Genomic DNA, 26,052 nt, shown 5'->3' with positions numbered 1-26,052 from the left:
CCCTGCCCGCCGACCACCCCGCGACCCCCGCGCCGACCCCCGGCGCTCCGCTGACCCGCCGCGAGGCCCGCGAGCGCGAGGGCCGCATCCGGCCCGCCGCACCCGCCGCCGCTCCCGCGCAGCCCTCGGCTCCCGCCCCGGTGCACCCCGCCCCGGAGGGATCGTTCTCGTCCCGCCGCGACCGCCGCGAAGCGGAGGGGCACCGGCTCCGCACCGCGCCCGCCCGCCGCGGGGCATCCTTCTTCCGCCCGTCCCCGCGCACGCTGGCGCTCGCCGTCTCCGGCGGGCTCGTCGTCGTGGCCGTCGCGTCGAGCCTGAGCCTCACCGTCGGCACCGGCTCCTCGGCCGAGTCGGCCACCGCGACGCCCTCCGCTGCTCCGACCTCGACCAGCGTCGCCGTGCTCCCCGCGACCACCGCCTCCGCCCGGGTCGTCCTCAGCTCCGTCTCCACCACCTCCGGCACCGTCGCCGGCGGCACGAGCGTGACGCTCGAGGGATCGAACCTGGACTCGGTCGCCACCGTCCGCTTCGGCGAGGCCGAGGGCAGCGTCGCGGTCGACAACCCCGACCAGATCACGGTCACCGCCCCTCCGGCCGACGGAGAGGCAGCGGGCGAGGTCCCGGTCGCCTTCTTCGACGCCGACGGTCAGGCCATCACGTTCGACGCGGTCACCGACTCCGCCGCGGCGGTCACCGTCGACGGGACCCCGGCCGACGCGGTGCAGCCGGCCGTCGACACGTCGGGCGCCGCGGAGGGCACGACGGCCGAGGCCTCGACCGACCTCGCCGCCCCGACCGCGACCGCCACTCCCGGCCCCGCCGCGACCGGCGTGCTCGCCAGCACGAAGGTCGTCGCCTCGGCGATCACCTTCGCCTACACGCCCGACCCGGCGATCGAGGCCGCGAAGGCCCAGGCCGCACTGGACGCGAGCCGCCTGGCCTCGCAGCTCGACTACCTCTCCACCTACTGGAACGACTACAACTCGGCCCAGTACGGCGTGATCTCGGGCAACGACTGCGTCAACTTCACCTCGCAGTCGCTGATCGCCCGCGGCTGGGAGATGGACGGCGAATGGAGCTACTCCTCCTCCGGCGGGTACAGCTCCGCCTGGGCGTCGTCGACAGCGTTCAACGCCTACCTCGCCGCGCACCCCGAGCGCGCGACCGCGATCCCCGACTCCGAGCGGAGCCGGGTGAAGCCGGGCGACATCGTCCAGTTCGACTGGGACGGCTCGGGCGACTGGGACCACACGGGCGTCGTGACCAGCGTCGACGGCGACAGGATCCTCTACTCCTCGCACACCGCCGACAACCACGACCAGAGCATCGACGCGGCCTCCGCCGGCCGGATCATGTTCTGGGGCGTCTGACGCTCGACGCACCCGCTCAACGCACGACGACGGGGCCGCCACCGCTGATGCGGTGACGGCCCCGTCGAGGTTCCAGTCAGATCACTTCTTGAAGACGTCCTTGACGTCCTCGCCGACCTTCTTGGTGTGGGCCTTGGTCTGGTCGGCCTGGCCCTCGGCCTCGAGGCGCTCGTTGTCCGTCAGCTTGCCGACGGCCTCCTTGGCCTTGCCGACCAGGTTCTCGGCTGCGTTGCGGATCTTGTCGTCTGCACCCATGAGGGGCTCCTTCTGTTCGGTGTGACCATCCGCCGGCGGGTGCCGGGGAAGCTGCGGGACCGGAGTCAGGCGACCCGGTCCTCCTTGGAGAAGCCGGCCCGGGCGCTCGAGGCGACCTCGAGCAGGACCGGCAGGCGGGCGCCGAGCAGGGCGTCGAGCGCGTCGACCTCCTGGTGCACGGCGTCGACCACGGTGCGGGGCGAGACGCCGCCGCGGGGGAGGACGCGCACCTTCAGCGCGGTCTCGGAGCCGTGGCGGTAGGCCGCGACCGTGACGTCGAGGAGCTCCGTCCGCCCGGCGAGAGCCGTCTCGAGGACGTCCTCCGCGAAGCCGGTCGCGATCTCGATCCCTCCGGCGGGCGCGCCCTCGGCCTCGTCGCGGAGGACGGTGCCGGTGCGGCCGTGACCGTGGGCGAAGGCCATCACCAGCGCGAGGACGATGCCGAGGAGGCAGATCCCGACGACGGCGTAGAGCGGCCAGAGGACGGCGGCATCGCTCCAGGCGGTGCCCTCCTCGGGGGAGAGGCGCGAGACCAGGGCCGCGCCCTCGCCGTCGGCGAAGGAGAGGACGGAGTCGCGGACCGGCTGCGAGACGGCGATCAGGACGGCTCCGGCGCTGACCAGCGCGAGCACGAGGCCCACGACGAGCAGGACGAGCCGGTTGACGAAGCGGTTGCTCGTGGTCATCAGATCCTCCCGGAGGTCGAGACGCGGACGGTGGAGCGCGGGGCGGGCTTCGCGCCGATGCGGGCGAGCTCCTCGTCGACGGCGCTCTGCACGGCGTCGCGGTCGACCGCGATGCCGGAGGCGGGGGTCACCTCGACCAGTGCGGTGCGCCGCCCGAGCGAGGCGCGGGTGTCCTCGCGGCGGGAGTGGGCGGCCGTGCGGGCTGCGCGGGCCAGGGAGGAGGCGATCACGCCGTCGTCCACGACCACGGCGAGGCGGTCGTCGTCCACGGTGTGGCGGGCCCGGGCCCCGGGCGCCAGTGCGAGCACCAGAAGGACCAGAGCGAGGACGCCCGCGCCGACGGCCACGCCGATGAGGGCGGGGTTCGCCAGCGACGCGACTCCGACGATCGCGCCCAGCAGGGCGGACGGTGCGGCGAGCAGGGGCGCGGCGCCGAGGATCGCGAGCACCGCCTCCGTGCCGACATAGGCCGCGACCAGGGCGATGAGCACCAGGACGACGATCTGCGCGGCGGAGCGGGACTTGTGGGTCTCGCGACGGAGGTAGCGGCTGTAGCGGGTGTCGGGCGCCGACGGTGCGGGGCTCATGCGACTCTCCTCGTGCTTCGGGTGCGGGTGCCCGTGACCCGGATGTCGATCCGGCTGACGGTGCGCCCGGTCAGCGCCTCCATGCGGGAGGCGATGCGGGTGCGATCGCCGTGCAGGCGCTCGAGCAGGGAGCCGCCGGCCGGGGCGATGCCCGGCTCGACGACGACCGGCGCGGTCACCGCGAGGGCGAGGCCGCCCCGGTCATCGGAGAGGCGGACGCGGATCGCGGAGACCTCCACGCCCAGCTCCTCGTGGACGATCGCCACGGCGGCGCGCTCGATGGAGCGGACGGTGATGGTGACGGTGCCCGCCACCGGCGATGCGGGACGCGTGTCGAGAGCGGTCACGGTGGGCTCCTAGCGGGAGGTGGTGCGGCCGCGGAACACGTCCACGAGGCTGCGCACGTCGAGGGTGCCGTCGGCGATGCGGGCGATCACGACGCCGAGGGCCATGAAGAGGGCGGTGAGGACGAAGCCCCAGAATCCGAACATCAGGGCCGCGAAGGCGAGGATCGCGCCGACCACGACACCGAGGACGGTGCTGCGGCCGCCGGGGGCGGTGGGCGCGGGGCGCTGGAAGTCGCTCATCGGACGCGGCTCTCGGTGGCCTCGTCGTCCTTGTCGTCGCCGGGGATGTGCACGTCGACGACGGCGACGTTGATCTCGGAGACGGCCATGCCGACGAGCTCGGTGATGGCCTCGGAGACGGCGGCGCGGACGGAGTCGGCGACCTTCTGCATCGGCACGGGGTACTCGACGACGATGGTCACGTCGGCCGCGACCTGGGTCTCGCCGACCTCGACGCTCACGCCCTGGGCGTGGTCGGCGCCGCCGACCGCCTGGCGGATCGCGCCGAAGGCACGGGCGGCGTTGTTGCCGAGGGCGAAGACGCCGGGCACCTGGCGGGCCGCGATGCCGGCGACCTTGGCCACGACGCTGTCGTCGATGACCGTGGTGCCCTGGGCGGTGCCGGAGGTCCGCGAGCCGCCGAGGCTCGTGACCGTGTCGACGGAGGTCTTGTCGACGCGGGTGGTGGAGGGGGTGCGCGTGGTGTCGCTCATGAGGTCTCCTGGACGTCTCATCGGCTGCCGTTGCTGAGCAGACCGGGTTCGAAGGCCCGGCGGGAATCCGGTCGGGCTGTGCTTTCATGAGTGAGACGGAGCCCGCACAGCGTTCGTCACGGTGCTCGGCGGACTTTTTCCTGAGCATCACCTGAGAGGCGGCCCGAGGCCGCGTGAGCGGAGAGGGAGGAGGCGCCGTGCCCGGACTGGAAGCGGCGAGCGACGCGCTGCTCGCCGAGCGCTCCGCCGAGGGCGACGTGCGCGCCTTCGAGGTGCTCGTCAAGCGGCACCAGTCGATCCTCCGCGCCTACGCCTGGCGCCTCACCGGCTCGCAGGCCGACGCCTCCGACGCCGTGCAGAACGCGCTGATCACGGTCTGGGCGCAGCTCCCGCAGCTCAAGGAGCCGGCGAGCGTGCGCAGCTGGATGATGCGGATCGTCAGCCGCTCCAGCGTCGACCTGCTGCGCCAGCGCCGCCCGACCGACGACGTCGACGCCGTGGAGCATCCCCCGGCCCGAGAGCCCGGCCCGTTCGAGGCCGCCGAGCAGAGCGACGCCATGCGGGCTCTCGCGCACGCCCTGTCCGAGCTGCCGGAGTCGCAGCGTCAGTGCTGGGTGCTGCGCGAGGTCGGCGGGGAGTCGTACAACGAGATCGCCGATCACCTCGGTCTCACGGTGACCGCCGTGCGGGGCAAGCTCGCCCGCGCGCGCGAGTCGCTGGTCGTGGCGATGGAGGACTGGCGATGAGGGAGCAGACGCGATGAACGCGGACCAGGGTCCCGGCGACGGGCCGGAGCGCGCGGGGGAGCACGACGTCGTGCTGCCGCCCGCGCTCGAGCAGGAGGCGGACGCGACGGAGCAGGAGGGCGACGGCATCGGCATCGACGAGCTGAGCGACTACCTCGACCGCGGGCGCACGCCGTACGACCCCGCCATCGAGGAGTCGCCGGAGCACCGGCGCACTCTGCGCGCCCTCGAGCGCGTGCGCGCCCTCTCCGGCGCGCTCATCGACGACGACGCCGCACGCCTGCCCGCGCCGGAGGAGAGCTGGTTCGGCTCGATCCTCACCCAGGTCCGCCGCGAGTCGCGGGCCGGACGCGACATCCCGCTGGCGAGCGTCCAGCCCGACGTGGCGCTCACGATCACCGAGGGAGCGGTCCGCGGACTCGTGCGCGAGGCGGGGGACAGCGTCGCCGGCGTGCTGGTCGGCCGCTGCCGCCTGGTCGGCGACATCGCCGAGCCGGGCGCGGAGGTCGTGGTGGAGCTGACGATCTCGGTCTTCTGGGGGGTGCCGATCGCCGAGGCGGCCCAGCAGGTGCGCGAGCGCGTGCACTCGCGGCTGCTGACCCAGACCGAGCTGCGGGTGTCGAGGATCGACGTCCGCGTGGAGGACGTCTACGTCCCCGGGACGGAGGAGTCGTGAGCGGCCTCGAGTCGGCGGCCCCGGTCGATCCGATGTCCGCGCTCGCTGCGGAGCTGCGCGCCCTGGACGGCGTCGCGACCCTGATGCCGGCCAGGCCCGAGGTGCGCGACGTGCTCGCGCACGCGGCGACGGCGCTGAGCGCGACCGGGATCGTGGTCGAGCCGCTGGGCACCGCGAGCGGCGGCACGTTCGCCGATCCGGTTCTGGTCCGCGTCGCGGGGGACGAGGTGTCCGTGGCCGTCGACCTCTGCGTGACCGCGGAGGCGTCCGCGCCGGACGTGGCGCGCGCGATCGGAGCCGCGGTGCGCGAGTGGTGCGTCCGGGTGCATCCGGAGCTGCGGCCGCGGGTGACCGTCCGGGTCGCCGCGATCGATTAGCCGGATCGGGGAGCGGGCGCGGCTGTCCGCAGGGCGGGACGCCCCGCCGTGAGGAGCGGAGCCGGGCCGAGCGCTCTCGTGCTTCTCCGGAGTGCACCGTGCCGACCGGAGCGACGGTGCTGCAGGGCGCCCGAGGTCGGTGTCCGCTCCGTCCTCCCTGAGGAGCTTCCCGCTCAGGCGAGCCTCCCCGAAGAGCTTCCCGCTCAGGCGCGCTCGGCGAGGAACGCGTCCGTCTCGGCCGCCGTCGGCGCGGACACCGCCGCTCCGGCGCGGGTGACCGAGATCGCCGCGGCCGCGCTCGCCCAGCGGGTGAGGGCGACCAGCTGCTCCGGATCGTCGAGCCGTGCTCCCGTGGCGGCGAGCCGGGCCGAGAAGGCGCCGCAGAAGGTGTCGCCGGCGCCGGTGGTGTCCACGGCCTCCACCCGGAAGGCCGGGGTGCGCTCCGGCTCGCGGTCGCGGACCGCCACGACGACGCCGTCGGAGCCGAGGGTGACCAGCACGAGCGGCACCAGCGCGGTGAGGGCAGCGGCGAGCGCGTCGTCGTCGGCGGCGGTGATGCCGCGATCGGCGGCGAGCTCGCGGGCCTCGTGCTCGTTGACGATCAGCACGTCGAGCACCGCGAGGAGCTCCTCCGGCAGCAGGCCGATCGGGGCGGCGTTCAGGATCGACACCGTGCCGCCGGCGCGCGCGGCGCGGGCCGCCTCCGTCACCGTCGCCGTCGGGATCTCGAGCTGGAGGAGCAGGGCGTCGGCCGCCGCCACCAGGGCCGACTCCTCGGCGGTCAACCCGACCAGGGCGGCGTTCGCCCCGGAGTCGACGACGATCGCGTTCTCCCCGCGCTCGTCCACGGTGATCTGCGCGGTGCCGGTGCGGACGTCGCCGCGGCGGGCGCGCAGCTCCAGCGGCTCCTCGCCGAGGACCGCGACGAGCCGGTCTCCCGCCGAGTCGCGTCCGAGGCTCGTGACGAAGACGGTGCCGGGCTCGGTCCGTGCGGCCGCGACGGCCTGGTTGAGGCCCTTGCCGCCCGGGAAGGTGCTCGCGTCGAGGGCGAGCACCGTCTCTCCGGGGGCGGGGATGCGGGCGACCCGGTGGACGTGGTCGAGGTTGGCGCTTCCGAGCACGAGGAGGGGCATGCCCTCGACGTTAGAGCACGCGCAAGGGGGTCCGCCGCGGGCTCGGCCGCACCTACGGTGGAGGCATGGAAACTCGAATCCTCGGACGCACCGGCGCCCCCGTCTCCGTCGTCGGCCTCGGAACCTGGCAGCTCGGTGCCGACTGGGGGGACGTCGCCGAGACCGACGCCCTCGCCGTGCTCGACGCCGCAGTGGAGTCGGGGGTGACCCTCTTCGACACCGCCGACGTCTACGGCGACGGCCGCAGCGAGCGGACGATCGGCGCCTACCGCGCGGCGCACCCCGACGCGCAGGTCTTCGTCGCCACCAAGATGGGCCGTCGCGCGGAGCAGATCCCCGCCAACTACGTGCTCGACAACTTCCGCGCCTGGACCGACCGCTCGCGCGCCAACCTCGGCGTCGACACTCTCGATCTGGTGCAGCTGCACTGCCCGCCCACCTCCGTCTACTCCGACGACGCCGTCTACGACGCCCTCGACACCCTCGTCGCCGAGGGCGCGATCGCCGCCTACGGCGTCTCGGTCGAGCGCACGGAGGAGGCACTGACCGCGATCGCCCGCCCGAACGTCGCGAGCGTCCAGATCATCCTGAACGCGTTCCGCCTCAAGCCGCTCGACGAGGTGCTGCCCGCCGCCCGCGAGGCCGGCGTCGGCATCCTCGCGCGCGTCCCGCTCGCCTCGGGCCTGCTCAGCGGCCGCTACACGACCGAGACCGTGTTCGCGCCGGAGGACCACCGCAGCTACAACCGCGACGGCTCCGCCTTCGACGTCGGCGAGACCTTCTCGGGCGTCGACTTCGCGACCGGCGTGGAGGCCGCGCAGGAGTTCTCCCGCCTCGCCGACGACCACGGCCTCGCCCCCGCGGCGGCCGCGCTCGCCTGGATCATCCAGCAGGAGGGCGTCACCTCGGTGATCCCCGGCGCCCGCTCGCCCGAGCAGGCCCGCGCCAACGCGGCCGCCGCCTCCGCCGCGCCCCTCGGCCCCGCCTTCATGGAGGCCGTGAACGCCCTCTACGACACCCACTTCCGCCCCACCGTCCACCCGCGCTGGTAGCCGGCCCTTTCCTCACCGCCGCTGAGTCGCCCGAGAAGGCTCGTTCTCCTGGGCGGGAACGAGCCTTCTCGGGCGACTGAGCGCAGCGCCTAGGAGTTCAGCGCCGCGTCCACGATCGTGCGCGCCTCGGCCTGGACCTCGTGCAGGTGGTCGAGGCCGCGGAAGCTCTCGGCGTAGATCTTGTAGACGTCCTCGGTGCCGGAGGGGCGCGCGGCGAACCAGGCGTCCTCGGTAACGACCTTGACGCCTCCGACGGCCGCGCCGTTGCCGGGCGCCTTCGAGAGCTTCACGGTGATCTCGGACCCGGCGAGGGTCGTCGCCGCGATCGCGTCGCCGTCCAGCTTGCCGAGGGCCGCCTTCTGCGCCTTCGTCGCCACCGCGTCCACGCGCTCGTAGACCGGGTCGCCGAAGCGCTCGGTCAGCTCGCGGTAGAGCGCCGACGGGCTCTTCCCGGTGACCGCCACGATCTCGGAGGCGAGCAGCGCGAGGAGGATGCCGTCCTTGTCGGTGGTCCAGACGGTGCCGTCGAAGCGGAGGAACGAGGCGCCCGCGGACTCCTCGCCGCCGAAGCCGACCGAGCCGTCGACCAGCCCGGGGACGAACCACTTGAAGCCCACCGGGACCTCCCAGAGGCGCCGGCCCAGCGACTCCGCGACCCGGTCGATGATCGAGGAGGAGACCAGCGTCTTGCCGATCGCCGCGTCCTCGCGCCAGCCGGTGCGGTGGCGGTAGAGGTAGTCGATCGCGACGGCCAGGTAGTGGTTGGGGTTCATCAGCCCGCCGTCGGGGGTGACGATGCCGTGCCGGTCCGCGTCGGCGTCGTTGCCGGTGAGGATGTCGAAGTCGCCGGCGCGCGCGACCACCGAGGCCATCGCGCTGGGGGAGGACGGGTCCATCCGGATCTTGCCGTCCCAGTCGAGGGTCATGAAGCCCCAGGCCGGGTCGACCTCCCCGTTCACCACGGTCAGGTCGAGGCCGTGCATCTCGGCGATCAGCTGCCAGTAGTGCACGGAGGCGCCGCCGAGGGGGTCGGCCCCGATCCGCACGCCGGCCTTCCGGATCGCGTCGAGGTCGATGATGTTCGCCAGGTCCGCGACGTAGTGCGTGCGGTAGTCGTAGGTCTCGACCGCGGAGGGCTCGGCCGAGGTCACGCCGCGGTTGCCGTCGGCGATGAGCTCGTTGGCCCGGTCGGCGATCCAGGTCGTCGCGTCGGAGTCGGCGGGGCCGCCGTGCGGCGGGTTGTACTTGAAGCCGCCGTCGCGGGGCGGGTTGTGCGAGGGGGTGACCACGATGCCGTCGGCCCGGTCGGTGTGCGCGGGGTCGTTGTTGTAGCGGAGGATCGCGTGGCTGAGCGCCGGGGTCGGCACGAAGTCGTCGAACTCGTCCACGAGCACGCGGACCTGGTTGCCCACCAGGACCTCGAGGGCGGTGGTGAGGGCCGGGCGGGAGAGCCCGTGCGTGTCGGCGCCGATGAACAGCGGGCCGGTGATGCCCTGCTCCGTCCGGTACTCGACGATCGCCTGGGTGACGGCGGCGATGTGGTCCTCGTTGAAGGCCGTGTCGAACGAGGATCCGCGGTGGCCCGAGGTGCCGAACACCACCTTCTGAGCCGGGTCGGAGACGTCCGGCTTCTTCTCGTAGTACGCCCTCACGAGGGCCTCGACGTCGATGAGATCGGAGGCCTGTGCCGGCTTCCCTGCGCGATCGGTCATGCGGTCCATAGTGGCAGTCCGGCCCCCTCCAGGGGTACCGCGGCTGGCTAGGCTTGCGCCATGCCCGACAGCGCCCCCGAGACCCGTGCCTACAGCTATCTCGGGCCCAGCGGCACGTTCACGGAGGCGGCCCTCGCGCAGGTCCCGGAGGCGCGCGGACAGCTGTGGCGCAGCGTCGCGAACGTGGGGGAGGCGCTGAGCGATCTGGTCACCGGCCGCAGCGACGGCGCGGTGATCGCGATCGAGAACTCGGTCGAGGGCGGAGTGACGGCCGCGCAGGACGCACTGGCGCGGATCCCGGGGCTGCGCATCGTCGGCGAGTACCTGGTGCCGGTGTCGTTCATCCTGGTCGGCCGCCCGGGGACGAGCCTCGAGGAGGTGCGCACCGTCGCCGCGCACCCCGTGGCTTACGGACAGTGCCGGGTGTGGCTCGACCGTGAGATCCCCAGCCACGAGCACCTGCCGGCCTCCAGCAACGTCCAGGCCACCGTCGACCTGCTGGGCGGATCGCCCGCGGACGCGGCCATCGCCCCTCCCGGGATCGTCGCCCACCACGACGTCGCGGTGCTGGCGGAGCGGATCGGCGACAACCCGAACGCCGTCACGCGCTTCGTGCACGTCTCGCGCTCGCACGCGCTGCCCGAGCCGACCGGCGCCGACAAGACCAGCGTGATCGCCGAGCTCCCGGCCGACCAGCCGGGCGCCCTGCTCGACATGCTCGAGCAGTTCGCGACCCGCGGGGTGAACCTGAGCATGATCCAGTCGCGGCCGATCGGCGACGCCCTGGGCCGGTACCGGTTCGTCATCGACCTCGACGGGCACGTCCAGGACGAGCGGGTCGCCGACGCGCTGATGGGGCTGCGGCGCTTCAGCCCGAAGGTGATCTTCCTCGGCTCGTATCCGCGCGCTGACCGCCGCCCGGTCACCTCCGTGCGACGCTACGACGACGAGGTGTTCCTCGAGGCCCGCGACTGGCTGCGCGGGATCCTCTCCCACGAGCCGGAGGTCGACGATGACCGGGGACGACGATGACGGGTCGCGACGATGACTGACGACGACGAACGGGTCGACCCGCGCTACGACCCGGCCTTCCAGCGCGGGTTCTCGGGACCGGTGGAGCGTCTGAGAGGCGACGAGCGGGCGTTCGCCAGGCCCGGCTCGGGTGCCGCCCCCGGCGTTCCCGCCGCCACGTCCGGAGCCGCCGCTCGTCCCGCGCTCCCGGAGTCGCGCGTGGTCCGCCCCGGCTCCTCGTCCGTGCCCGGACCGCGCCGCATCATGGCCCTGCCCGACATCGCCGGAGCCGCCGAGGGCCGGCGGTCGCACCGCCTCGGCGCCGAGACCGCGCCCGCACCCCTGCCGGAGCCGGCCGCCGACCCCGCTCCCGCTGCTCCCGCCGAGCCCGTGCGCGAGGCGCCCCTGCTGCGGAACCCGTGGCTCCTCGTGCTCCTGCTCGCCGGCCTCGCGGGGACCCTGATCGGCCTCGCGCTCCTCTACACCGGCTACTCCTCGCCGCCTCCGCCCTACTACGGCGACTCCGACGTGCCCTCGCCCGCGTGGATCCAGCGGCAGCTCCTCTACTACTCCTGCATCCCCCTGCTGGGCTGCCTGCCGGCGTCGCTGCTGCTGGCGGTCGGAGTGGCCGCGCTGCGGTGGCGCGGCGTCGTCGTGCGGCCCCGCGCCGAGGAGCCGCGCGAGTCCGCGCAGGTCCTCGAGGCCGAGGCTCAGACTCCGGACGCGCCGAAGAGCAGGCCGAGGAGGTAGGTCACCAGGGCCGCGCCGTAGCCGATCCCGAGCTGGCGCAGCGCCCGGGCGAGAGGCGGGGCGCCCGAGAGCAGCCCGACGACCGCGCCGGTGGCGAGCAGGGCGATGCCCACGAGCACGCAGGCGACGACCACCGCGGCGAGCCCCGTCAGGCCGAGTAGGTAGGGCAGCACCGGGATGATCGCGCCCGAGGCGAAGAAGCAGAAGCTCGACAGCGCCGCGCCCATGCCCGTGCCGATCGACTCGTGCTCGTCGACGTCGGGGTCTCCTGCGGGACCGCCCAGCGTGATGGGGGAGGTGACGGCGCCGCCGCGCAGGCCCGTGAAGACGGAGGCGGCACGCGCGTCGGCCTGCTCCTGGGTCATCCCGCGAGCGCGGTAGACCAGGGCGAGCTCGTTCGCGTCGACGTCCAGATCGGGGACGATGCGGTTCGCGTCGAGGTCCGGGCTGGAGGCCGAGAGCAGCTCGCGCTGCGAGCGCACCGAGACGAACTCGCCCGCGCCCATCGAGAGGGCGCCGGCGAGCAGGCCCGCGATGCCCGTGAACAGGACGACGCCCGTCCCGACTCCGCTCGCCCCCACTCCGAGCACGAGGGCGAGGTTCGAGACCAGGCCGTCGTTCGCTCCGAAGACCGCCGCGCGGAACGTCCCGGAGAGGCGGTTCCGGCCCCGCTCGGCGAGCCCGCGGACGACCTCGCCGTGAATCCGCTCGTCGGCCGCCATCGCCTCGGTGGCGTCGTCGTCGTCGGCGTAGGGGGAGCGGGCCTCGGCGCGCTGGATCAGGGCGAGGACGAACACCGAGCCGAAACGGCGGGTGAGGAAGCCGAGGAAGCGCGTGCGGAGGTCCGGGCGGGGCGCGGGCTCCGCCGCGGAGCCGAGCAGCTCGCGCCAGTGCTCCTCGTGGCGGCCCTCGGCCACGGCGAGCGCGAGCAGGATCTCCCGCTCCTCGCCGGAGCGGCGGCCGGCGAGGTCGCGGTACACGGAGGCCTCGGCGAGCTCGTCGGCGAGGTAGCGGCGCCAGCGGCGCACCTGGGCGGGACTGGGGGTGGAGGCGGTGGTCGCCATGCGATCTCCTGGCTCAGGTCCGCCGACCCGCGCGAGAGGACCGGTCAGGACGTGCGTCGACTGACCGAAGGTCTCGTTCGCCCCGGCCGGAGCCGGGGTGGAGCGCCGGGCCCGGATCGTCCCGGACCAGCATGTCGACGCGCCTCGTCGTCCGCTCGGCGGACGGTGGGAACTACTCCCCTTCGCGGGGACCACCGTAGCCGAGATCGGAGGAGAACGCCCGGCCGATCCGTGGGCCGTCGGGCGGACGTCCGCCCGGCCCGGGCCGGAGCGTCGTCGCGGACGCTCGCCCCGGGTCAGAGCGAGGCGGTCGCCCTGGCGGCGCGGCGGGCCTGGCGCTCGTGCTCGGCGTCCAGGAGCGTGCGCGTGGCGGGGACCGCCAGGAACTCGACCAGGGTGTCCGTCTCCTCGACGATGCGCTCGGCGCGGTCGAGCGGGTCGGTGCGCAGGAGGCGGCGGGCGGCGGACGCGACGTGCGCCGGCTTCGCCGCCAGGGCGCGCACGCGCTCGTCGACGCGGCCGGCGAGGTCGGCGCGCGGCACGACCTCGGTCACGAGCTGCCACTCCAGCGCCTCGGCCGCGCGGACCGGGCGGCCCGACAGCACGAAGTCCAGGGCGCGGCGGCGGCCGACGACGCGGGGGAGCGCGGCGGTGACTCCGACGTCCGGGACGAGCCCGACGTCGCCGTACGCGCTGAGGAAGAGGGCGGCGGGAGTCGCGATCACGATGTCGGCGGCCAGAGCGAAGGCGATGCCGGCGCCGGCGACCATGCCGTCGATCGCGCAGACGACGACGGCGCGGCTGTCCTCGAGCAGGCGGATCACCTGGGCGGTCGTGGTCGCGACGTCGCGCAGGTAGTGGTCCGGGTTCTCGGACCCCATGATCGCCGAGATGTCGCCGCCCGTGCAGAACGCGCGGCCGGCCGCGGCGATCACGATGACGGAGCAGCCGGCGTCGGCGTCGAGGTCGGCGACGGTGCTCAGCAGCAGTCGCGCGGTGCCGAGATCGATCGCGTTGAGGGCGTCGGGGCGGTTGAGGGTGATCCGGGCGCCGGAGCCGTCGCGCTCGAGGACGACGCCGGGGGTCGCGTCGATGAGGGGGGTGGCGTGCATGGAAGAGCCTTCAGGGGAGCAGGGGTGTCGAACGCGGGGGGACGTTCTCGGGGGATGACTCAGATTCGCAGCCGTCCGCGCGATCGGATGCCTCCTCGCGGCCGATGCTCAGCCGGCCCCGGGGGTACGCGCGGGCGGCGGCCCGTCCCGGCCCTCCTCTACACTGCTGGGGTGATTGATCCCGTACTTCTGCGCGAGAACCCGGACGTCCTGAAGCGCTCGCAGGAGGCGCGCGGCGACTCCGTCGAGCTGGTCGACGAGGCGCTCGAGGCCGACCGCGTGCGCCGTGCGGCGATCACCGAGGCGGAGCGGCTCCGGGCCGAGCAGAACGCCTTCGGCAAGACCGTCGCCAAGGCTCCGAAGGACGAGAAGGCGGCCCTCGTCGCCGAGGCCCAGCGCCTCGCCGCCGCCGCCAAGCAGGCCCAGCAGGAGGCGTCCGAGGCCGACGACGCCTTCACCGTGCTGGTGAAGCGCATCGCCAACCCGATCATCGAGGGCGTCCCCGCGGGCGGCGAGGAGTCGTTCGAGCTCGTCAGGACGGTCGGCGAGCGCCCCGTCTTCGACTTCGCCCCGCGCGACCACCTCGAGCTCGGCGAGCTGCTGGACGGCATCGACATGCAGCGCGGCGCGAAGGTCAGCGGCGCGCGCTTCTACTTCCTCAAGGGCCTGGTCGCCCGCCTCGAGATCGCGCTGATGAACCTGGGCCTCGAGAAGGCGCTCGCCGCCGGCTTCACCCCGCTGATCACGCCGACCCTCGTGCGCCCCGAGATCATGGACGGCACCGGCTTCCTCGGCGAGCACGACGACGAGGTGTACCGCCTCCGCGACGACGACCTCTACCTCACCGGCACCAGCGAGGTCGCCCTCGCCGGCTACCACGCCGACGAGATCCTCGACCTCTCCGGCGGCGCGAAGCGCTACGCGGGCTGGAGCACCTGCTACCGCCGCGAGGCGGGCTCGGGCGGACGGGACACCCGCGGCATCATCCGCGTGCACCAGTTCAGCAAGCTCGAGATGTTCGTCTACACCCTCCCCGAGGACGCCGAGGCGGAGCACGCGCGCCTCCTCTCGTACCAGGAGGACGTCCTGCAGAGCCTCGGCCTGCACTACCGCGTCATCGACACGGCGGCCGGCGACCTCGGCCAGAGCGCGGCGCGCAAGTTCGACGTGGAGGCGTGGGTCCCCACGCAGGAGACCTACCGCGAGCTGACCTCGACCTCGAACTGCACCACGTTCCAGGCCCGCCGCCTCGACACCCGCTACCGCACCGAGTCGGGGAGGACGGCTCCGGTCGCAACCCTCAACGGCACGCTCGCGACCACCCGCTGGATCGTCGCCCTCCTCGAGACCCACCAGCGGGCGGACGGCTCGGTGCTCGTCCCCGAGGCGCTGCGGCCCCACCTCGGCGGCCTCGAGGTGCTCGAGCCCGTCGCATGAGCGCGGCCCGCGCCTCCGGCCGCCGCCTCGTCGCCCTCGACATCGACGGCACCGTCATGCACGAGGACGGCACCATCACCCGCGCGGTGACGGACGCGATCACCCGCGTGGCCGCCCAGGGCGACGAGGTGATGCTCGCCACTGGGCGCTCGCCCTCCTCCACCCTGCCGGTCGTCGAGCGCCTCGGGATCTCGCCCGAGTACGTGATCTGCTGCAACGGAGCGGTCACGCTCCGCCGCGACGCGTCCGGTGCGTACGTCCCCGAGACGGTCGAGACCTTCGACCCGACGGAGGTCCTCGAGACCATCCGCCGCTCCCTCCCCGACGCGCACTACGCCGTCGAGGACGCGGACGGCGCCTTCTTCTACACCGAGGCGTTCCCGGGCGGTGCCGTGATGGGTGCCGAGACGACCCACGTCCCCTTCGAGGAGCTGCTCGGCCGGCTGTGCACCCGCGTCGTCGTGATCTCGCCCGAAACCGGCATCGAGGAGTTCACCTCGCTGGTCGAGGAGATGGGCCTGCACCAGGTCAGCTACGCGATCGGCTGGACCGCCTGGCTCGACATCGCCCCGCACGGCGTCAACAAGTCCACCGCGCTCGAGGTCGTCCGCGAGGAGCTGGGCATCGAGCGGAGCGACGTGGTCGCGCTGGGCGACGGCCGCAACGACATCGAGATGCTCACCTGGGCCGCCGCCGAGGGCGCAGGGCTCGCGATGGGGCAGGCGCCCGACGAGGTGCGGGCCGTGGCCTCCGCCGTGATCCCCTCGGTCCACCAGGACGGCGTGGCGGTCGCGCTCTCGGCGCTGCGCTGACCACGGTCCCGCGCGCTCGGCGGTTACTATCGGGTGTCGCTCCTGCGGGAGCGGCCGGGAGGGCTGTCCGAGCGGCCGATGGAGCCAGTCTTGAAAACTGGTGGGCGGAAACGTCTCGTGGGTTCGAATCCCACGCCCTCCGCCACGCCGTCCGCCGCGGAGTCCCGTTCTTCGCGTCGCTTCCCGCCGGCGCCGTCCGACGCCCGTCCTGGCGCGCGACGACGGAGGCCTGCCCGCTCTCCTTCGGAACGCGCCAGCCCTCTGTATAGGATTGCGCGACGCCCGGGATCGACGCCCGGCCCTCACCTCCGCACCACTGACGCCTCGACACCGGGAGACGGATGCGCCGCACGGGCCCTTCGACACAGACTCGCGACACTCCGCGCACGCCGCGCCCCTTCGTGCGGCACGGCCGCCAGAAGCGGCACACCCTCGCGCGGACCCTGGTGAAGGGAGCCGCCCTCGTGGGCGGTGTCGGCGTGGTCGCCTCGGTGTCGGTGGTCGCGATCGCGGCGACGCTGATCGTCCAGTCCGTGCAGCCCTCGGTCGACCTGCACCCGGGCGCGGCCGGCTCCAGCGTCGAGGCCGGAGGCGCCCCGGAGATCGGCGCACTCGAGGGCGGCTTCAACGTCCTCGTCGTCGGCAGTGACTCGCGGAAGGGCCAGGGCGACGCCTACGGCGACCCCGACGAGGAGACGAGCGTCCTCAACGACGTCAACATGCTGATGCACGTCTCGGCCGACCACAGCAACGCGACGGTCGTGAGCTTCCCCCGCGACATGTACGTCGACATCCCGGAGTGCGTGAACGCCGCCACGGGTGAGACGATCCCCGCCCGGTACGACACCAAGATCAACGAGGCGATGGGCAGCGACGTCAGCCTCGGCTGCGTGGCGGGGGTCGTCGAGGACCTCATGGGCGTCCGGGTCGACTACGGCGCGGTCGTGCAGTTCAACGGCGTGATCGAGATGTCGAACGCGGTCGGCGGAGTCGACGTCTGCGTCGCGACCGAGATCGCGGACCCCTACACGAACACCTACCTCGAGCCGGGCGTGCACTCGCTCGAGGGCATGGCGGCGCTGCAGTTCCTCCGCAGCCGCCACGGCATCGGCGACGGCAGCGACCTGACCCGCATCAGCAACCAGCAGGTCTTCCTCTCGGCGCTCGTGCGCCGGATCAAGAGCGCGGACACCCTCCTCAACCCGGTCGCGCTCTACGGTCTCGCGAAGGCGGCGCTCGGCAACATGACGCTCTCGACCGGTCTCGACAACGTGAACACGATGGTCCAGATGGGACTCGCGCTGAAGGACGTCGACCTCGCGGACGTCGTCTTCGCGCAGTACCCGACCGGGGCGACTCCGAGCGGAGTGGAGCCGGACCGCGCCGCGGGCGACGTCCTGGCGAGCGCCCTGCAGACCGATCAGCCGATCGCCATCACCGGCGGCACGGGCGCCGGCGCGACCGTGGAGGGCGAGGCGGCGGCCCCGGCCGACACCGCCGCTCCGTCGGGCCCGGCGACCGCGGATCCGCTGGCGACGGCCGAGGCGGCACCGGGCACTCCTGCACCCGGCACTCCTGCAGCGACTCCCGAGGACGGATCCAAGGTTGCCCTGCCAGAATCGGTCACCGGCCAGAGCGCCGACCAGCAGACCTGCTCGGTCGGCTTCTTCGGCTGAGCCGAGGGCGGGCGGCACCACGGGTGCTCTCCACCTCGCGCGCTGACTCCGGGACGACACGCGTCCCGCAGCCGAGAGAGAGTACGACCCGATGAGCGAACGCGCGTCCACCCGGACCACAGCAGCACGGCACGGCCGCCTGCGCCGCCCGAGCGGCGTGCGCTTCGCCGCGCGGATCCTCGCAGCCTGCGTGGGCGTCGGCGTGCTCAGCGCGGTCTGCATCGTGGCGATCGCCGCCTCGCTGATCGCCGGGAGCGCGCGTCCGTCCGTCGACCTAGGGATCGACTCGGGCGGAGGCGACGTGCCCGAGATCGGGGCGATCGAGGGCGGCGTCAACATCCTGCTCGCCGGCAGCGACAGCGCCGACGGATCGGCCGCCGGGGCCTACGGCGAGCGTGCCGAGAACCTCAACGACGTCACGATGCTCATGCACATCTCGGCCGACCACTCGACCGTGGAGGTCGTCAGCTTCCCCCGCGACCTCTACGTCCCGATCCCCTCCTGCACCGACCCGGCCACCGGCGCCGTCTCGGACGCGGTGGACTCGGCGAAGATCAACACCTCGCTCGAGGCCGGCGGGCTGGCGTGCACCGTGCAGACGGTCGAGCAGCTGACCGGGCTCGAGATCCCCTACGCGGCGCTCATCCAGTTCGAGGGCGTCATCGAGATGTCGAACGCGGTCGGCGGAGTGGACGTCTGCGTCGCCACCCCGATCCAGGACGAGTACACGGGGCTGAACCTCGACGCGGGCACGCACACGCTCGTCGGCGCCGAGGCGCTGGCGTTCCTCCGCACCCGGCACGGCGTCGGCGACGGCAGCGACCTCACCCGCATCTCGAGCCAGCAGGTGTACCTCTCATCGCTGGTGCGCAAGGTGAAGAGCGCGTCGACGCTCTCGAACCCGGTGAACCTCTACGGCCTCGCGAAGGCGGCCGTCTCGAACATGCAGCTCTCCACCTCGCTCGAGAACGTGAACACCCTCGTGTCGATCGGCCTCGCGGTGAAGGACGTCGACCTCGCGAACGTGGTCTTCGTGCAGTACCCGACCTTCATCGACGGCAACGGCGTGTACCCCAGCGAGGACGCGGCGGCGGCGCTGAACGCGGCGCTCCTCGCCGACCAGCCGATCGCGCTGAGCGGCACCACCGGCGGCGGCTCGCAGTCGACGGGGGAGGAGCCCGGGGCGACCAATGCTCCGGCGGCCACGGAGTCGCCGGCCACCGACGCCCCCGCGACCGACGCCCCCGCGACGAGCGCACCCGACGGGCCGGTCACCCTCCCGAGCGACGTCTCCGGGCAGACGGCGCAGCAGGAGACCTGCACGATCGGCCGGCCCCTGTCGGACCAGTAGGCGGCTTCTCGCCCTCCCGCGGAGGGGCGGGCGCCCGTGTCGCGAGGCCCTCGCGCGTGCGGTTATGATGGTCGTCGTGCGTCCGCCAGCGGGCGCTCAGGAGTCGTCGCATAGTCCGGTCGAGTGCACCACCCTGCTAAGGTGGAGAACCCTTTATTGGGTTCCGTGGGTTCAAATCCCACCGACTCCGCATCGTCCGAAGGCCCCGCTCAGGCGGGGCCTTCGTCGTTCCCGGCGGTGCCGGTGACTCCGCAGTATCGGCGTCTCCCGGCGGTGCCGGTGTCGCCGCAGTGCCGGGGTCTCGCGGTGCCGGAGCCTTCCGGCCGGTGCTCCGCCGCTCGCGCGCGGCGTCGGCGGCCGATGCGACCCGGCGCCTCAGCCGGCCGGGATCCGCCGCCGATCCGCCGGGCGGGTGCGCTCCCGGAGCGGCTACCCTGATCGGATGCCCAGCCCGATCCTCGACGCCCTGTCCGCCCCTCCCGCGCGGAGGGACGTCGCCTCGATCCGGAGTGCTCTCGCCGAGGTCGCGATCGGCGACTCGGTGCGCGTCCTCGTCCGCTCCCCGCGCTACGGCCTCTACGGGATCGAGGGGGTCGTCCGCCAGGCCGTCGGCGGCGAGCTCGTCGTCGCGGACGTCTTCCTGGGCACGGGGACCGAGATCCAGAGCATCGGCCTGGCTCCGGACGCCGACGAGGTCGGCGGGGAGCGCTCGGCCGAGGGGCTCGAGCACGGAGACCCGGTGCGCGTGGCGTTCTCGACTCCGGCGCTCGGGTCGTTCACGATCACAGGCCCGCTGACGGCCGGCGGCCGCGACGGGTTCCTCCTCGTCGGCAGCTGGATCGCCGCGGACGGCGGCGAGCCCGGCCGCCACGTCGACCGCATCGAGCGCCTGACGGACGTCGGCGTCCACGAGAAGCACGTCCCCGGGCGCCGCTCCGCGGTCGAGGAGTAGCCCCTCAGCTCTGGCAGTGCGGGCACCAGTAGGTGACCCGCAGCTGCAGCTCGTCGTCGCCGAGCTCGCCGCGCTCGATCGGAGTGCCGCAGCGCCGGCACGGCTTGCGGTCGCGGCCGTAGACCCAGAGCTGCTGGCCCGGGCGCAGGTTGCCGGTCGTCGTGCGCTCGATCCGCTCGCGGTTCACGGTGATGAGCCGCTTCGCGAGCGCGATGGTGCGCACGAGGTCGCCGCTCCCGCCGACCGGGCGCGTGGGCAGCACGCCGCGCAGGAAGCACAGCTCGGCGCGGTAGACGTTGCCGAGTCCGGCCATGATCCGCTGGTCGAGCAGCGCGAGCCCGATCGGCCGCTCCGGATCGGCGGACAGGCGTCGCAGCGCCTCGTCCGCGTCCCAGTCGGCGCCGAGCAGATCGGGGCCGAGATAGCCGACCACGTCCTCCTCGGCCGAGCGCGGGACGATCTCGAGGAGCCCGAGCTCGAAGCCGACCGCCTGCCAGTCCTCGGTCTCGAGGACGATCCGGGCCTGGAACGCCGGCCGGTGCCACTTCGGCCGCTCGCCCTCGCCGCGGGCGTAGAGGTGCCAGCTCCCCTCCATCTTGAGGTGGGAGTGGATCAGCGCGTCGCCGACCCGCATCAGCAGGTGCTTGCCGCGGGGGACGACCTCGTCGATCGTCTCGCCGGTGAGGTCGACCGTCGCGTACTTCGGCACGCGGACGTCGCACCGGGTCAGGACCTCGCCGTCCAGCGCCTCGGCGAGGTTGTGGGCGGATCGGTAGACGGTGTCACCCTCGGGCACGCGGGCTCCCTCCGGCGCTCACGAGCGCATCCTCAGGCCGCGCGGATTCGCGACGAAGCCGGCGGCGACGAGGGCGTCGCCGAAGGGCGTGCCGAGCGCGAAGACGCCGTCGATCTTCTCGACGGTCAGCTTCTCGACCCCGCGGGAGCGGACGAGCTGCGAGAGGGCGCCGGCCGCGTCGGCGAGGGCCGCCTCGTCGGCGGTGAAGGTGAGGGCGGTCTTGCCGCCGCGCTCGAGGTAGACCGCGAGCGCTCCGTCGACGACGGCGACCAGCGCGCCGGCCTTCCGACCGGGGCGGTGCCCCTCGCCCTGCGGCCACGGCAGAGCGGCGCCGAACGGATTGGCGGGGTCGGTCGCCGCCAGCGCGAGCACCGGTCGTGAGCGCTCCTGCGCCTCGTCCTGCGGGGCGAACGTGCGGAGCCGGTCGACGCTGCCGGCTGTGCCGAACTGCGCTGCTCCCAGCTTCTCGATGAAGTAGCCCCTCCGGGCGCGGCCCTGCTGCTCGAAGCCGCTCAGCACCTTGTAGGCGAGGGCGAAGCCGCCCAGGACGCCCTCGGCCTGCACGGAGCCGCGGGTGACGATCCCGTACCGCTCGAGCAGCGTCTCGCCGAGCGCGTGCCCGCGGATCGTCGCGTCCGACTCCGCGAGCGGCACGATCGACCAGCGGCCGCCGGCGGTCGGCGGCCCCACGCGGGTGGCCATCGTGGGACGGGCGGTCATCCGGCCCCGGGGCGCGCGAGCGCGGGCGGGGGCGCGCGGCTGGCGGTGGGCGCCGCCGGTCGAGCCGACGAGGGTGCGCAGCGGCGCCAGGGTGTCGTTCGTGACGAGCCCGGCCCAGACCAGCTCCCACAGGGCCTCGACGAGGCCCGCGTCGTCGGTGGAGCCGACCGCGTCGGAGAGCTGGCGGAAGAAGTAGCCGCCGCCCGAGCCGAGCACGCCGACGATCTCCTGCTGGAGCTCGGTCAGGGTCACGGACTCGGCGGCGGGGACGGGGAGGGTCAGCCCTGCCGTGTCGGCGAGATGGAGGCTCACCCAGCCGTCGTTGCCGGGCAGGGTGCCCGCGCCGGCCCAGAGGACCTCGCCGGTCGCGGTGAGCTCGTCGAGCATCGCGGGGGAGTAGTCGCGCACCCGGGCGGGCAGGATCAGCGACTCCCACGCGGACGCGGGGATGGGCGCGCCGGCCAGCTGGTCGATCACGGAGGCCACGCCGTCGATGCCGCGGAGCGAGCCGCCGACGTGCTGCCAGGCGGGGAGGAAGCGGGCGTACGCGGCCGCGTCGACCGGCTCCACCTCCTTGCGGAGCGCGGCGAGAGAGCGGCTGCGCAGGCGGCGCAGCACCTCGGCGTCGCACCACTCGGTCCCGGTGCCGGTGGGGCGGAACTCGCCCTCCGAGACGCGACGCTCGCCCGCGAGGCGGCGCAGGGTGTCGGTGACGACCGCGACGCCGAGGCCCAGGCGGGTGGCGACGGCGGCGGCGGTGAAGGGGCCGTGGGTGCGCGCGTAGCGGGCGACGAGGTCGCCGAGCGGATCGCGGACGGGGTCGATGAAGGCGACGGGGACGCCGATCGGCAGGGGCACGCCGAGAGCGTCGCGGAGCCGGGAGGCGTCCTCCATCGCGGCGTACCGCTGCTCGCCGCCGAGCCCGACGGGCAGGACACGCTTCGCCTTCACGAGCGCGGCGACGTCGGCCTCGAGCACCGCGCGCTCGATCGCGGGCGCCTTCGCGACGTCCGCCGAGGCGACCGACTCGTCGACCAGGCGCTCCCCGAGCTCGTCGAGCGTCAGCGGGCCGAGCAGCCGGAGCAGGTCGGCGGCGCCCTCGAGCCCGCGGAGGCGGCGCTCGGGCTCGACGCGCTGCAGCTCGCGCTCGATCTGCGCGAGGACGGCCGGGTCGAGCAGCTCGCGCAGCTCCGCCCGGCCGAGCAGCTCGCCGAGGAGCGTCGCGTCGACCGAGAGCGCCGCCGCGCGGCGCTCGGCGAGCGGGCTGTCGCCCTCGTACATGAAGGCAGCGACGTAGCCGAAGAGCATGGACCGCGCGAACGGACTGGCGGTCGGCGTCTCGACCTCGAGGATCCGCAGCTCGCGCCCGTCCAGCCGTGCGGCGAGCCGGAGCAGCGCGGGCAGGTCGTAGACGTCCTGGAGGCACTCGCGGACGGTCTCGAGGATGATCGGGAAGGTCGGGTAGGTGCGGGCGACGTCGAGGAGCTGCGCCGCCCGCTGCCGCTGCTGCCAGAGCGGGGAGCGCTTGCCCGGGTTGTACCTCGGGAGCAGGAGCGCCCGCGCCGCGCACTCGCGGAACCGGGCGGCGAAGAGGGCGGAGCCGCCGACCTCGCTCGTGACCAGCTGCTCCAGCTCCTCGCGCTCGAACAGGAACAGCTCGGAGCCCGGCGGCTCCGACTCGGTGTCGGGGATCCGCACGACGATGCCGTCGTCCCCGGCCATCGCCGCTCCGTCGACGCCGTGCCGCTCGCGGACGCGGGCGCCGATGGCGAGCGCCCACGGCGAGTGCACCTGCATCCCGTACGGGGAGTGCAGCACCAGCCGCCAGTCGCCCAGCTCGTCGCGGAAGCGCTCGAGCACGAGGGTGCGGTCGTCCGGGATCTGCCCGGTGGCCAGGCGCTGCTCGTCGAGGAAGGAGAGGAGGTTGTTGGTCGCGTACTCGTCGAGCCCGGCCGCCGTGCAGCGCTCGCGCGCCGTCTCGGGGGCGGCGGCGCCCACCTCGCGGGTGAACGCCCCGATCGCCTCGCCGAGCTCGGCGGGGCGCCCCTGCGAGTCGCCCTTCCAGAACGGGAGGCGCCCGGGCTCGCCGAACGCCGGCGTCACGATCACGCGGTCGTAGGTGATCTCCTGGATGCGCCAGCTGGTGGCTCCGAGCGCGAAGACGTCGCCGACGCGGGACTCGTAGACCATCTCCTCGTCGAGCTCGCCGACGCGGTTGCCGGTCGAGCCCGGCTCGCCGACCATGAACACGCCGAAGAGCCCGCGGTCGGGGATGGTGCCGCCGCTGGTGACGGCGAGGCGCTGGGCGCCGGGCCGGCCGGTGAGCGTGTTCGCGTCGCGGTCCCAGACGAGGCGCGGCCGCAGCTCCGCGAACTGGTCGGAGGGGTAGCGGCCCGAGAGCAGGTCGAGGGTCGCCTCGTAGGCGGAGCGGGGCAGGGACACGAAGGGGGCGCTGCGGCGGACGGTGTCGAACCAGTCGTCCACGTCGAGGCTCTCGAGGGCCGTCGCGGCGACGGTCTGCTGCGCGAGGATGTCGAGCGGGTTCGCGGGGACGGCGATCGCCTCGATCAGGCCCGAGCGCATCCGCTCCGTCGTCACGGCGGAGTGGAGAAGGTCGGCCCGGTGCTTGGGGTAGAAGGACCCGCGCGAGACCTCGCCGACCTGGTGGCCGGCTCGACCCACGCGCTGCAGGGCGCTCGCGACCGAGGGCGGCGTCTCGACCTGGACGACGAGGTCGACCGCGCCCATGTCGATCCCCAGCTCGAGGCTCGAGGTCGCGACCACGCAGCGCAGGCGGCCGGACTTCAGGTCGTCCTCGATGATCGCGCGCTGCTCCTTGCTCACCGAGCCGTGGTGGGCGCGGGCGAGCAGCGGCTCCTCGTCGGGCGCGGACTGCCCGCTGCCGCTCGTGCCCCCGGCCGCTCCCATCGCCTCGGCCGGGGAGCGGCGGACGGAGGAGGAGGCCGTCTCGGCGAGCAGGGCCCCGACGGCGACGGGCTCGCCCGCCTCGCGCGCCCGCTCCGCGGCGAGCTCGCGGCGCTCGGCGTAGATCTCGTTGAGCCGGGCGGTCAGCCGCTCGGCGAGACGGCGGGAGTTCGCGAAGACGATGGAGGAGGTGTGCGCGAGGACCCGGTCGACGATCGACTCCTCGACGTGCGGCCAGATCGACCCGCTCTGCGGACCGGTGGCCCCCATCGTCGATCCGTCCTGCGGAGCCGCCGTCCCCAGCTCGGACATGTCCTCGACCGGGACGACGACGCTGAGGTCCCACTGCTTCTCGGACGCCGGAGCCACGATCGCGACCGGGGAGCGGCCGGCGAGGAACCGGGCCACCTCCTCGCGCGGGCGCACCGTCGCCGAGAGGCCGATGCGCTGCACCGGCTTCGGGAGCAGGGCGTCGAGCCGCTCGAGGGAGACGGCGAGGTGCGCCCCGCGCTTGGTCGACGCGACCGCGTGGACCTCGTCGACGATGACCGTCTCGACGCCGCGGAGCGACTCGCGCGCCGCCGAGGTGAGCATGAGGTAGAGCGACTCGGGGGTCGTGATCAGGATGTCCGGCGGCGTCTTCTGCAGCACGCGCCGCTCGGCGGCGGGCGTGTCTCCCGACCGCACCCCGACGGTGACCGTGGCCGGCGCGGTGCCGATGCCCTCGGCGCTCAGCCGCAGCGCCGTCTGGGTGACGCCGACGAGCGGCGAGCGGAGGTTGCGCTCGACGTCGACGCCGAGAGCCTTCAGCGGCGAGACGTAGAGCACGCGCGTGCGGTGCTGCGGATCCTCCGGCGGCGGGCCCTGCACGAGCCGGTCGATCGCCCAGAGGAAGGCCGAGAGCGTCTTGCCGGAGCCGGTGGGAGCGACCACGAGGGCGTGCGCTCCGCTCGAGATGGCCGACCAGGCGCCCTCCTGGGCGGCGGTCGGCGCCGGGAACGCGCCCTCGAACCACGCGCGCGTGGCGGGGGAGAAGCGCTCGAGGACGTCCGGCATGCACCCATCCTCCCTGCCACCTCCGACATTGCCGGGGTCGCGGCCCGGGGGCGAGCCCTTGACGCGGGGGAGCCCGCCCGTCAGGCGAAGCAGAGACGCACGAACGTGCCGATGTCGGCGAGCTCGGCCTGCCCGACTCCGTGGGCGACGCCCTCGTAGACCCGGGCGTCGAGCGCCGTGTGCTCCGGGAACCAGGCCGCCGCGTCCCGCACGAGCTCCTCCGGGATCACCGTGTCGAGCGTCCCGCGGCCCCAGAACACCGGAGGACGCTCGCGGGCGAGCCGCTCGTCCGCGTCGTCGCCCTCGGCGAGCGGGACCACGAACCCGGACAGAGCGACCGCGAAGGCGAAGCGGCCCGGCGCGCGCCGCAGCAGCTGCACCGCCAGCGCGGCGCCCTGGGAGAAGCCCAGCAGCCCCACCGGGCCCGGGTGCTCCAGACCGTCGAGCCACTCGATCACACCGGCCGCCGCCGCCTCGACGGCCTCGGGATCGGCCCGCGGCTCGTCCGGCACCAGCGGGACACGGAGGGGCCACCACGCGTTCGCCCCGCCGCCCAGGGCGAGAGGCGCCCGGAGGGACGCGAGGACCGGCTCCAGCGGCAGGTAGGCGCCGAGCGAGAACAGGTCCCCCTCGTGCGAGCCGTAGCCGTGCAGCAGCACCAGGAGGGGCCTGCCGACGCGGTCGCGCTCGGAGGAGGACCACAGCACCGCGTTCGCGTCGATTCCCATCGCACCAT

At 73.9% G+C, this 26,052-nt stretch carries 25 protein-coding genes and 2 tRNA genes; 14 read left to right on the top strand and 13 right to left on the bottom strand.

Going from position 1 to position 26,052, the window contains the following annotated elements; translation table 11 throughout:
* A partial coding sequence (locus tag C5C37_RS12200) for an amidase domain-containing protein (RefSeq protein ID WP_104338987.1) occupies window positions 1–1,370 on the top strand: 1,370 nt, incomplete at its 5' end.
* 81 nt (window positions 1,371–1,451) lie between these two features.
* Here the strand turns inward: C5C37_RS12200 and C5C37_RS12195 are convergent.
* The 6 genes from C5C37_RS12195 to C5C37_RS12170 form a co-directional block, all read right to left on the bottom strand.
* Complete coding sequence (locus C5C37_RS12195) at window positions 1,452–1,625, bottom strand: CsbD family protein (protein WP_104226788.1); 174 nt, start codon at window positions 1,623–1,625, stop codon at window positions 1,452–1,454.
* A gap of 65 nt (window positions 1,626–1,690) precedes the next feature.
* Window positions 1,691–2,311: a hypothetical protein gene (locus tag C5C37_RS12190; protein ID WP_104224951.1), complete on the bottom strand. Its 621-nt coding sequence runs from the start codon at window positions 2,309–2,311 to the stop codon at window positions 1,691–1,693.
* Window positions 2,311–2,898 carry a DUF6286 domain-containing protein gene (locus C5C37_RS12185; RefSeq protein ID WP_104226787.1) on the bottom strand — a complete coding sequence of 196 codons (588 nt, stop codon included), beginning with the start codon at window positions 2,896–2,898 and terminating at the stop codon, window positions 2,311–2,313. Before C5C37_RS12185 ends, C5C37_RS12190 begins: the two co-directional genes overlap by 1 nt.
* Window positions 2,895–3,245 carry a hypothetical protein gene (locus tag C5C37_RS12180; protein WP_104338986.1) on the bottom strand — a complete coding sequence of 117 codons (351 nt, stop codon included), beginning with the start codon at window positions 3,243–3,245 and terminating at the stop codon, window positions 2,895–2,897. The genes C5C37_RS12185 and C5C37_RS12180 overlap by 4 nt, the downstream gene beginning before the upstream one ends.
* 9 nt (window positions 3,246–3,254) lie before the next feature.
* A complete protein-coding gene (locus tag C5C37_RS12175) occupies window positions 3,255–3,485 on the bottom strand; it encodes a DUF2273 domain-containing protein (protein WP_104224954.1) in 231 nt (76 codons plus the stop codon).
* Window positions 3,482–3,958, bottom strand: a complete 477-nt coding sequence (locus tag C5C37_RS12170) for an Asp23/Gls24 family envelope stress response protein (protein WP_104226785.1) — start codon at window positions 3,956–3,958, stop codon at window positions 3,482–3,484. The genes C5C37_RS12175 and C5C37_RS12170 overlap by 4 nt, the downstream gene beginning before the upstream one ends.
* Before the next feature lie 197 nt (window positions 3,959–4,155).
* Between C5C37_RS12170 and C5C37_RS12165 the strand changes: the two genes are divergently transcribed.
* Genes C5C37_RS12165 through C5C37_RS12155 form a run of 3 tightly spaced genes read left to right on the top strand, consistent with a single transcriptional unit; the run spans window position 4,156 to window position 5,757 of the window.
* A complete protein-coding gene (locus C5C37_RS12165; RefSeq protein ID WP_104224956.1) occupies window positions 4,156–4,704 on the top strand; it encodes an RNA polymerase sigma factor in 549 nt (182 codons plus the stop codon).
* Window positions 4,705–4,717: 13 nt separating this feature from the next.
* Entirely contained in the window at window positions 4,718–5,380 is a 663-nt protein-coding gene (locus tag C5C37_RS12160) for an Asp23/Gls24 family envelope stress response protein (protein ID WP_104233947.1), read from the top strand.
* Window positions 5,377–5,757, top strand: a complete 381-nt coding sequence (locus tag C5C37_RS12155; protein WP_104226783.1) for a hypothetical protein — start codon at window positions 5,377–5,379, stop codon at window positions 5,755–5,757. Before C5C37_RS12160 ends, C5C37_RS12155 begins: the two co-directional genes overlap by 4 nt.
* Window positions 5,758–5,960: 203 nt before the next feature.
* On the opposite strand, the gene C5C37_RS12150 is transcribed toward C5C37_RS12155, so the two are convergent.
* Entirely contained in the window at window positions 5,961–6,890 is a 930-nt protein-coding gene (locus C5C37_RS12150; RefSeq protein ID WP_104338985.1) for a ribokinase, read from the bottom strand.
* Between the two features lie 65 nt (window positions 6,891–6,955).
* Here C5C37_RS12150 and C5C37_RS12145 point away from each other — a divergent pair, with 65 nt between their 5' ends.
* Window positions 6,956–7,942 carry an aldo/keto reductase gene (locus C5C37_RS12145; protein WP_104226781.1) on the top strand — a complete coding sequence of 329 codons (987 nt, stop codon included), beginning with the start codon at window positions 6,956–6,958 and terminating at the stop codon, window positions 7,940–7,942.
* Between the two features lie 89 nt (window positions 7,943–8,031).
* On the opposite strand, the gene pgm is transcribed toward C5C37_RS12145, so the two are convergent.
* Complete coding sequence (pgm, locus tag C5C37_RS12140; RefSeq protein WP_104338989.1) at window positions 8,032–9,654, bottom strand: phosphoglucomutase (alpha-D-glucose-1,6-bisphosphate-dependent); 1,623 nt, start codon at window positions 9,652–9,654, stop codon at window positions 8,032–8,034.
* A 60-nt stretch (window positions 9,655–9,714) separates the two neighbouring features.
* On the opposite strand from pgm, the gene pheA reads away from it, so the two are divergent.
* Window positions 9,715–10,686, top strand: coding sequence for a prephenate dehydratase (gene pheA, locus C5C37_RS12135; protein WP_104247578.1), 972 nt, complete (start codon window positions 9,715–9,717; stop codon window positions 10,684–10,686).
* Between the two features lie 12 nt (window positions 10,687–10,698).
* Window positions 10,699–11,415, top strand: a complete 717-nt coding sequence (locus C5C37_RS12130; RefSeq protein ID WP_104338984.1) for a hypothetical protein — start codon at window positions 10,699–10,701, stop codon at window positions 11,413–11,415.
* Here C5C37_RS12130 and C5C37_RS12125 read toward each other — a convergent pair.
* Both C5C37_RS12125 and C5C37_RS12120 read right to left on the bottom strand, forming a co-directional pair.
* The gene (locus C5C37_RS12125; protein WP_104335943.1) at window positions 11,376–12,479 is read right to left on the bottom strand and encodes a VIT1/CCC1 family protein; all 1,104 of its coding nucleotides are present in this window, start codon (window positions 12,477–12,479) and stop codon (window positions 11,376–11,378) included. The two genes, C5C37_RS12130 and C5C37_RS12125, sit on opposite strands and share 40 nt — an antisense overlap.
* A gap of 296 nt (window positions 12,480–12,775) precedes the next feature.
* Window positions 12,776–13,591 carry an enoyl-CoA hydratase/isomerase family protein gene (locus C5C37_RS12120; protein ID WP_104247581.1) on the bottom strand — a complete coding sequence of 272 codons (816 nt, stop codon included), beginning with the start codon at window positions 13,589–13,591 and terminating at the stop codon, window positions 12,776–12,778.
* Between the two features lie 171 nt (window positions 13,592–13,762).
* On the opposite strand from C5C37_RS12120, the gene serS reads away from it, so the two are divergent.
* The 7 genes from serS to C5C37_RS12085 all read left to right on the top strand — a co-directional run bounded on the left by serS (window position 13,763) and on the right by C5C37_RS12085 (window position 19,819).
* Window positions 13,763–15,028, top strand: coding sequence for a serine--tRNA ligase (serS, locus tag C5C37_RS12115; protein WP_104233941.1), 1,266 nt, complete (start codon window positions 13,763–13,765; stop codon window positions 15,026–15,028).
* Window positions 15,025–15,840 carry an HAD family hydrolase gene (locus tag C5C37_RS12110; protein ID WP_104247582.1) on the top strand — a complete coding sequence of 272 codons (816 nt, stop codon included), beginning with the start codon at window positions 15,025–15,027 and terminating at the stop codon, window positions 15,838–15,840. The genes serS and C5C37_RS12110 overlap by 4 nt, the downstream gene beginning before the upstream one ends.
* A gap of 57 nt (window positions 15,841–15,897) precedes the next feature.
* A tRNA-Ser gene (locus tag C5C37_RS12105) sits at window positions 15,898–15,985 on the top strand.
* 301 nt (window positions 15,986–16,286) lie between these two features.
* The gene (locus C5C37_RS12100) at window positions 16,287–17,516 is read left to right on the top strand and encodes an LCP family protein (RefSeq protein ID WP_258059994.1); all 1,230 of its coding nucleotides are present in this window, start codon (window positions 16,287–16,289) and stop codon (window positions 17,514–17,516) included.
* A gap of 91 nt (window positions 17,517–17,607) precedes the next feature.
* Window positions 17,608–18,867, top strand: coding sequence for an LCP family protein (locus C5C37_RS12095; protein WP_104226775.1), 1,260 nt, complete (start codon window positions 17,608–17,610; stop codon window positions 18,865–18,867).
* Window positions 18,868–18,966: 99 nt separating this feature from the next.
* A tRNA-Ser gene (locus C5C37_RS12090) sits at window positions 18,967–19,057 on the top strand.
* A 252-nt stretch (window positions 19,058–19,309) separates the two neighbouring features.
* Window positions 19,310–19,819 carry a hypothetical protein gene (locus C5C37_RS12085; RefSeq protein WP_104338983.1) on the top strand — a complete coding sequence of 170 codons (510 nt, stop codon included), beginning with the start codon at window positions 19,310–19,312 and terminating at the stop codon, window positions 19,817–19,819.
* Window positions 19,820–19,823: 4 nt separating this feature from the next.
* On the opposite strand, the gene C5C37_RS12080 is transcribed toward C5C37_RS12085, so the two are convergent.
* From C5C37_RS12080 to C5C37_RS12070, 3 genes are all read right to left on the bottom strand, one after another.
* Window positions 19,824–20,615 carry a DNA-formamidopyrimidine glycosylase family protein gene (locus tag C5C37_RS12080; protein ID WP_104226773.1) on the bottom strand — a complete coding sequence of 264 codons (792 nt, stop codon included), beginning with the start codon at window positions 20,613–20,615 and terminating at the stop codon, window positions 19,824–19,826.
* Window positions 20,616–20,633: 18 nt separating this feature from the next.
* On the bottom strand, window positions 20,634–25,316 hold the full coding sequence (locus tag C5C37_RS12075; RefSeq protein ID WP_104338982.1) for an ATP-dependent helicase: 4,683 nt from the start codon (window positions 25,314–25,316) through the stop codon (window positions 20,634–20,636).
* An 80-nt stretch (window positions 25,317–25,396) separates the two neighbouring features.
* The gene (locus tag C5C37_RS12070) at window positions 25,397–26,044 is read right to left on the bottom strand and encodes an alpha/beta hydrolase (protein WP_104273246.1); all 648 of its coding nucleotides are present in this window, start codon (window positions 26,042–26,044) and stop codon (window positions 25,397–25,399) included.
* Between the last annotated feature and the right edge of the window lie 8 nt (window positions 26,045–26,052).

It is taken from the genome of Rathayibacter sp. AY1F9 (genome assembly GCF_002932155.1).
In the GTDB taxonomy this organism is placed as follows: domain Bacteria; phylum Actinomycetota; class Actinomycetes; order Actinomycetales; family Microbacteriaceae; genus Rathayibacter.
Note: the sequence above shows the minus strand (reverse complement) of the source record. Positions and strands in the feature narration are given on the sequence as shown.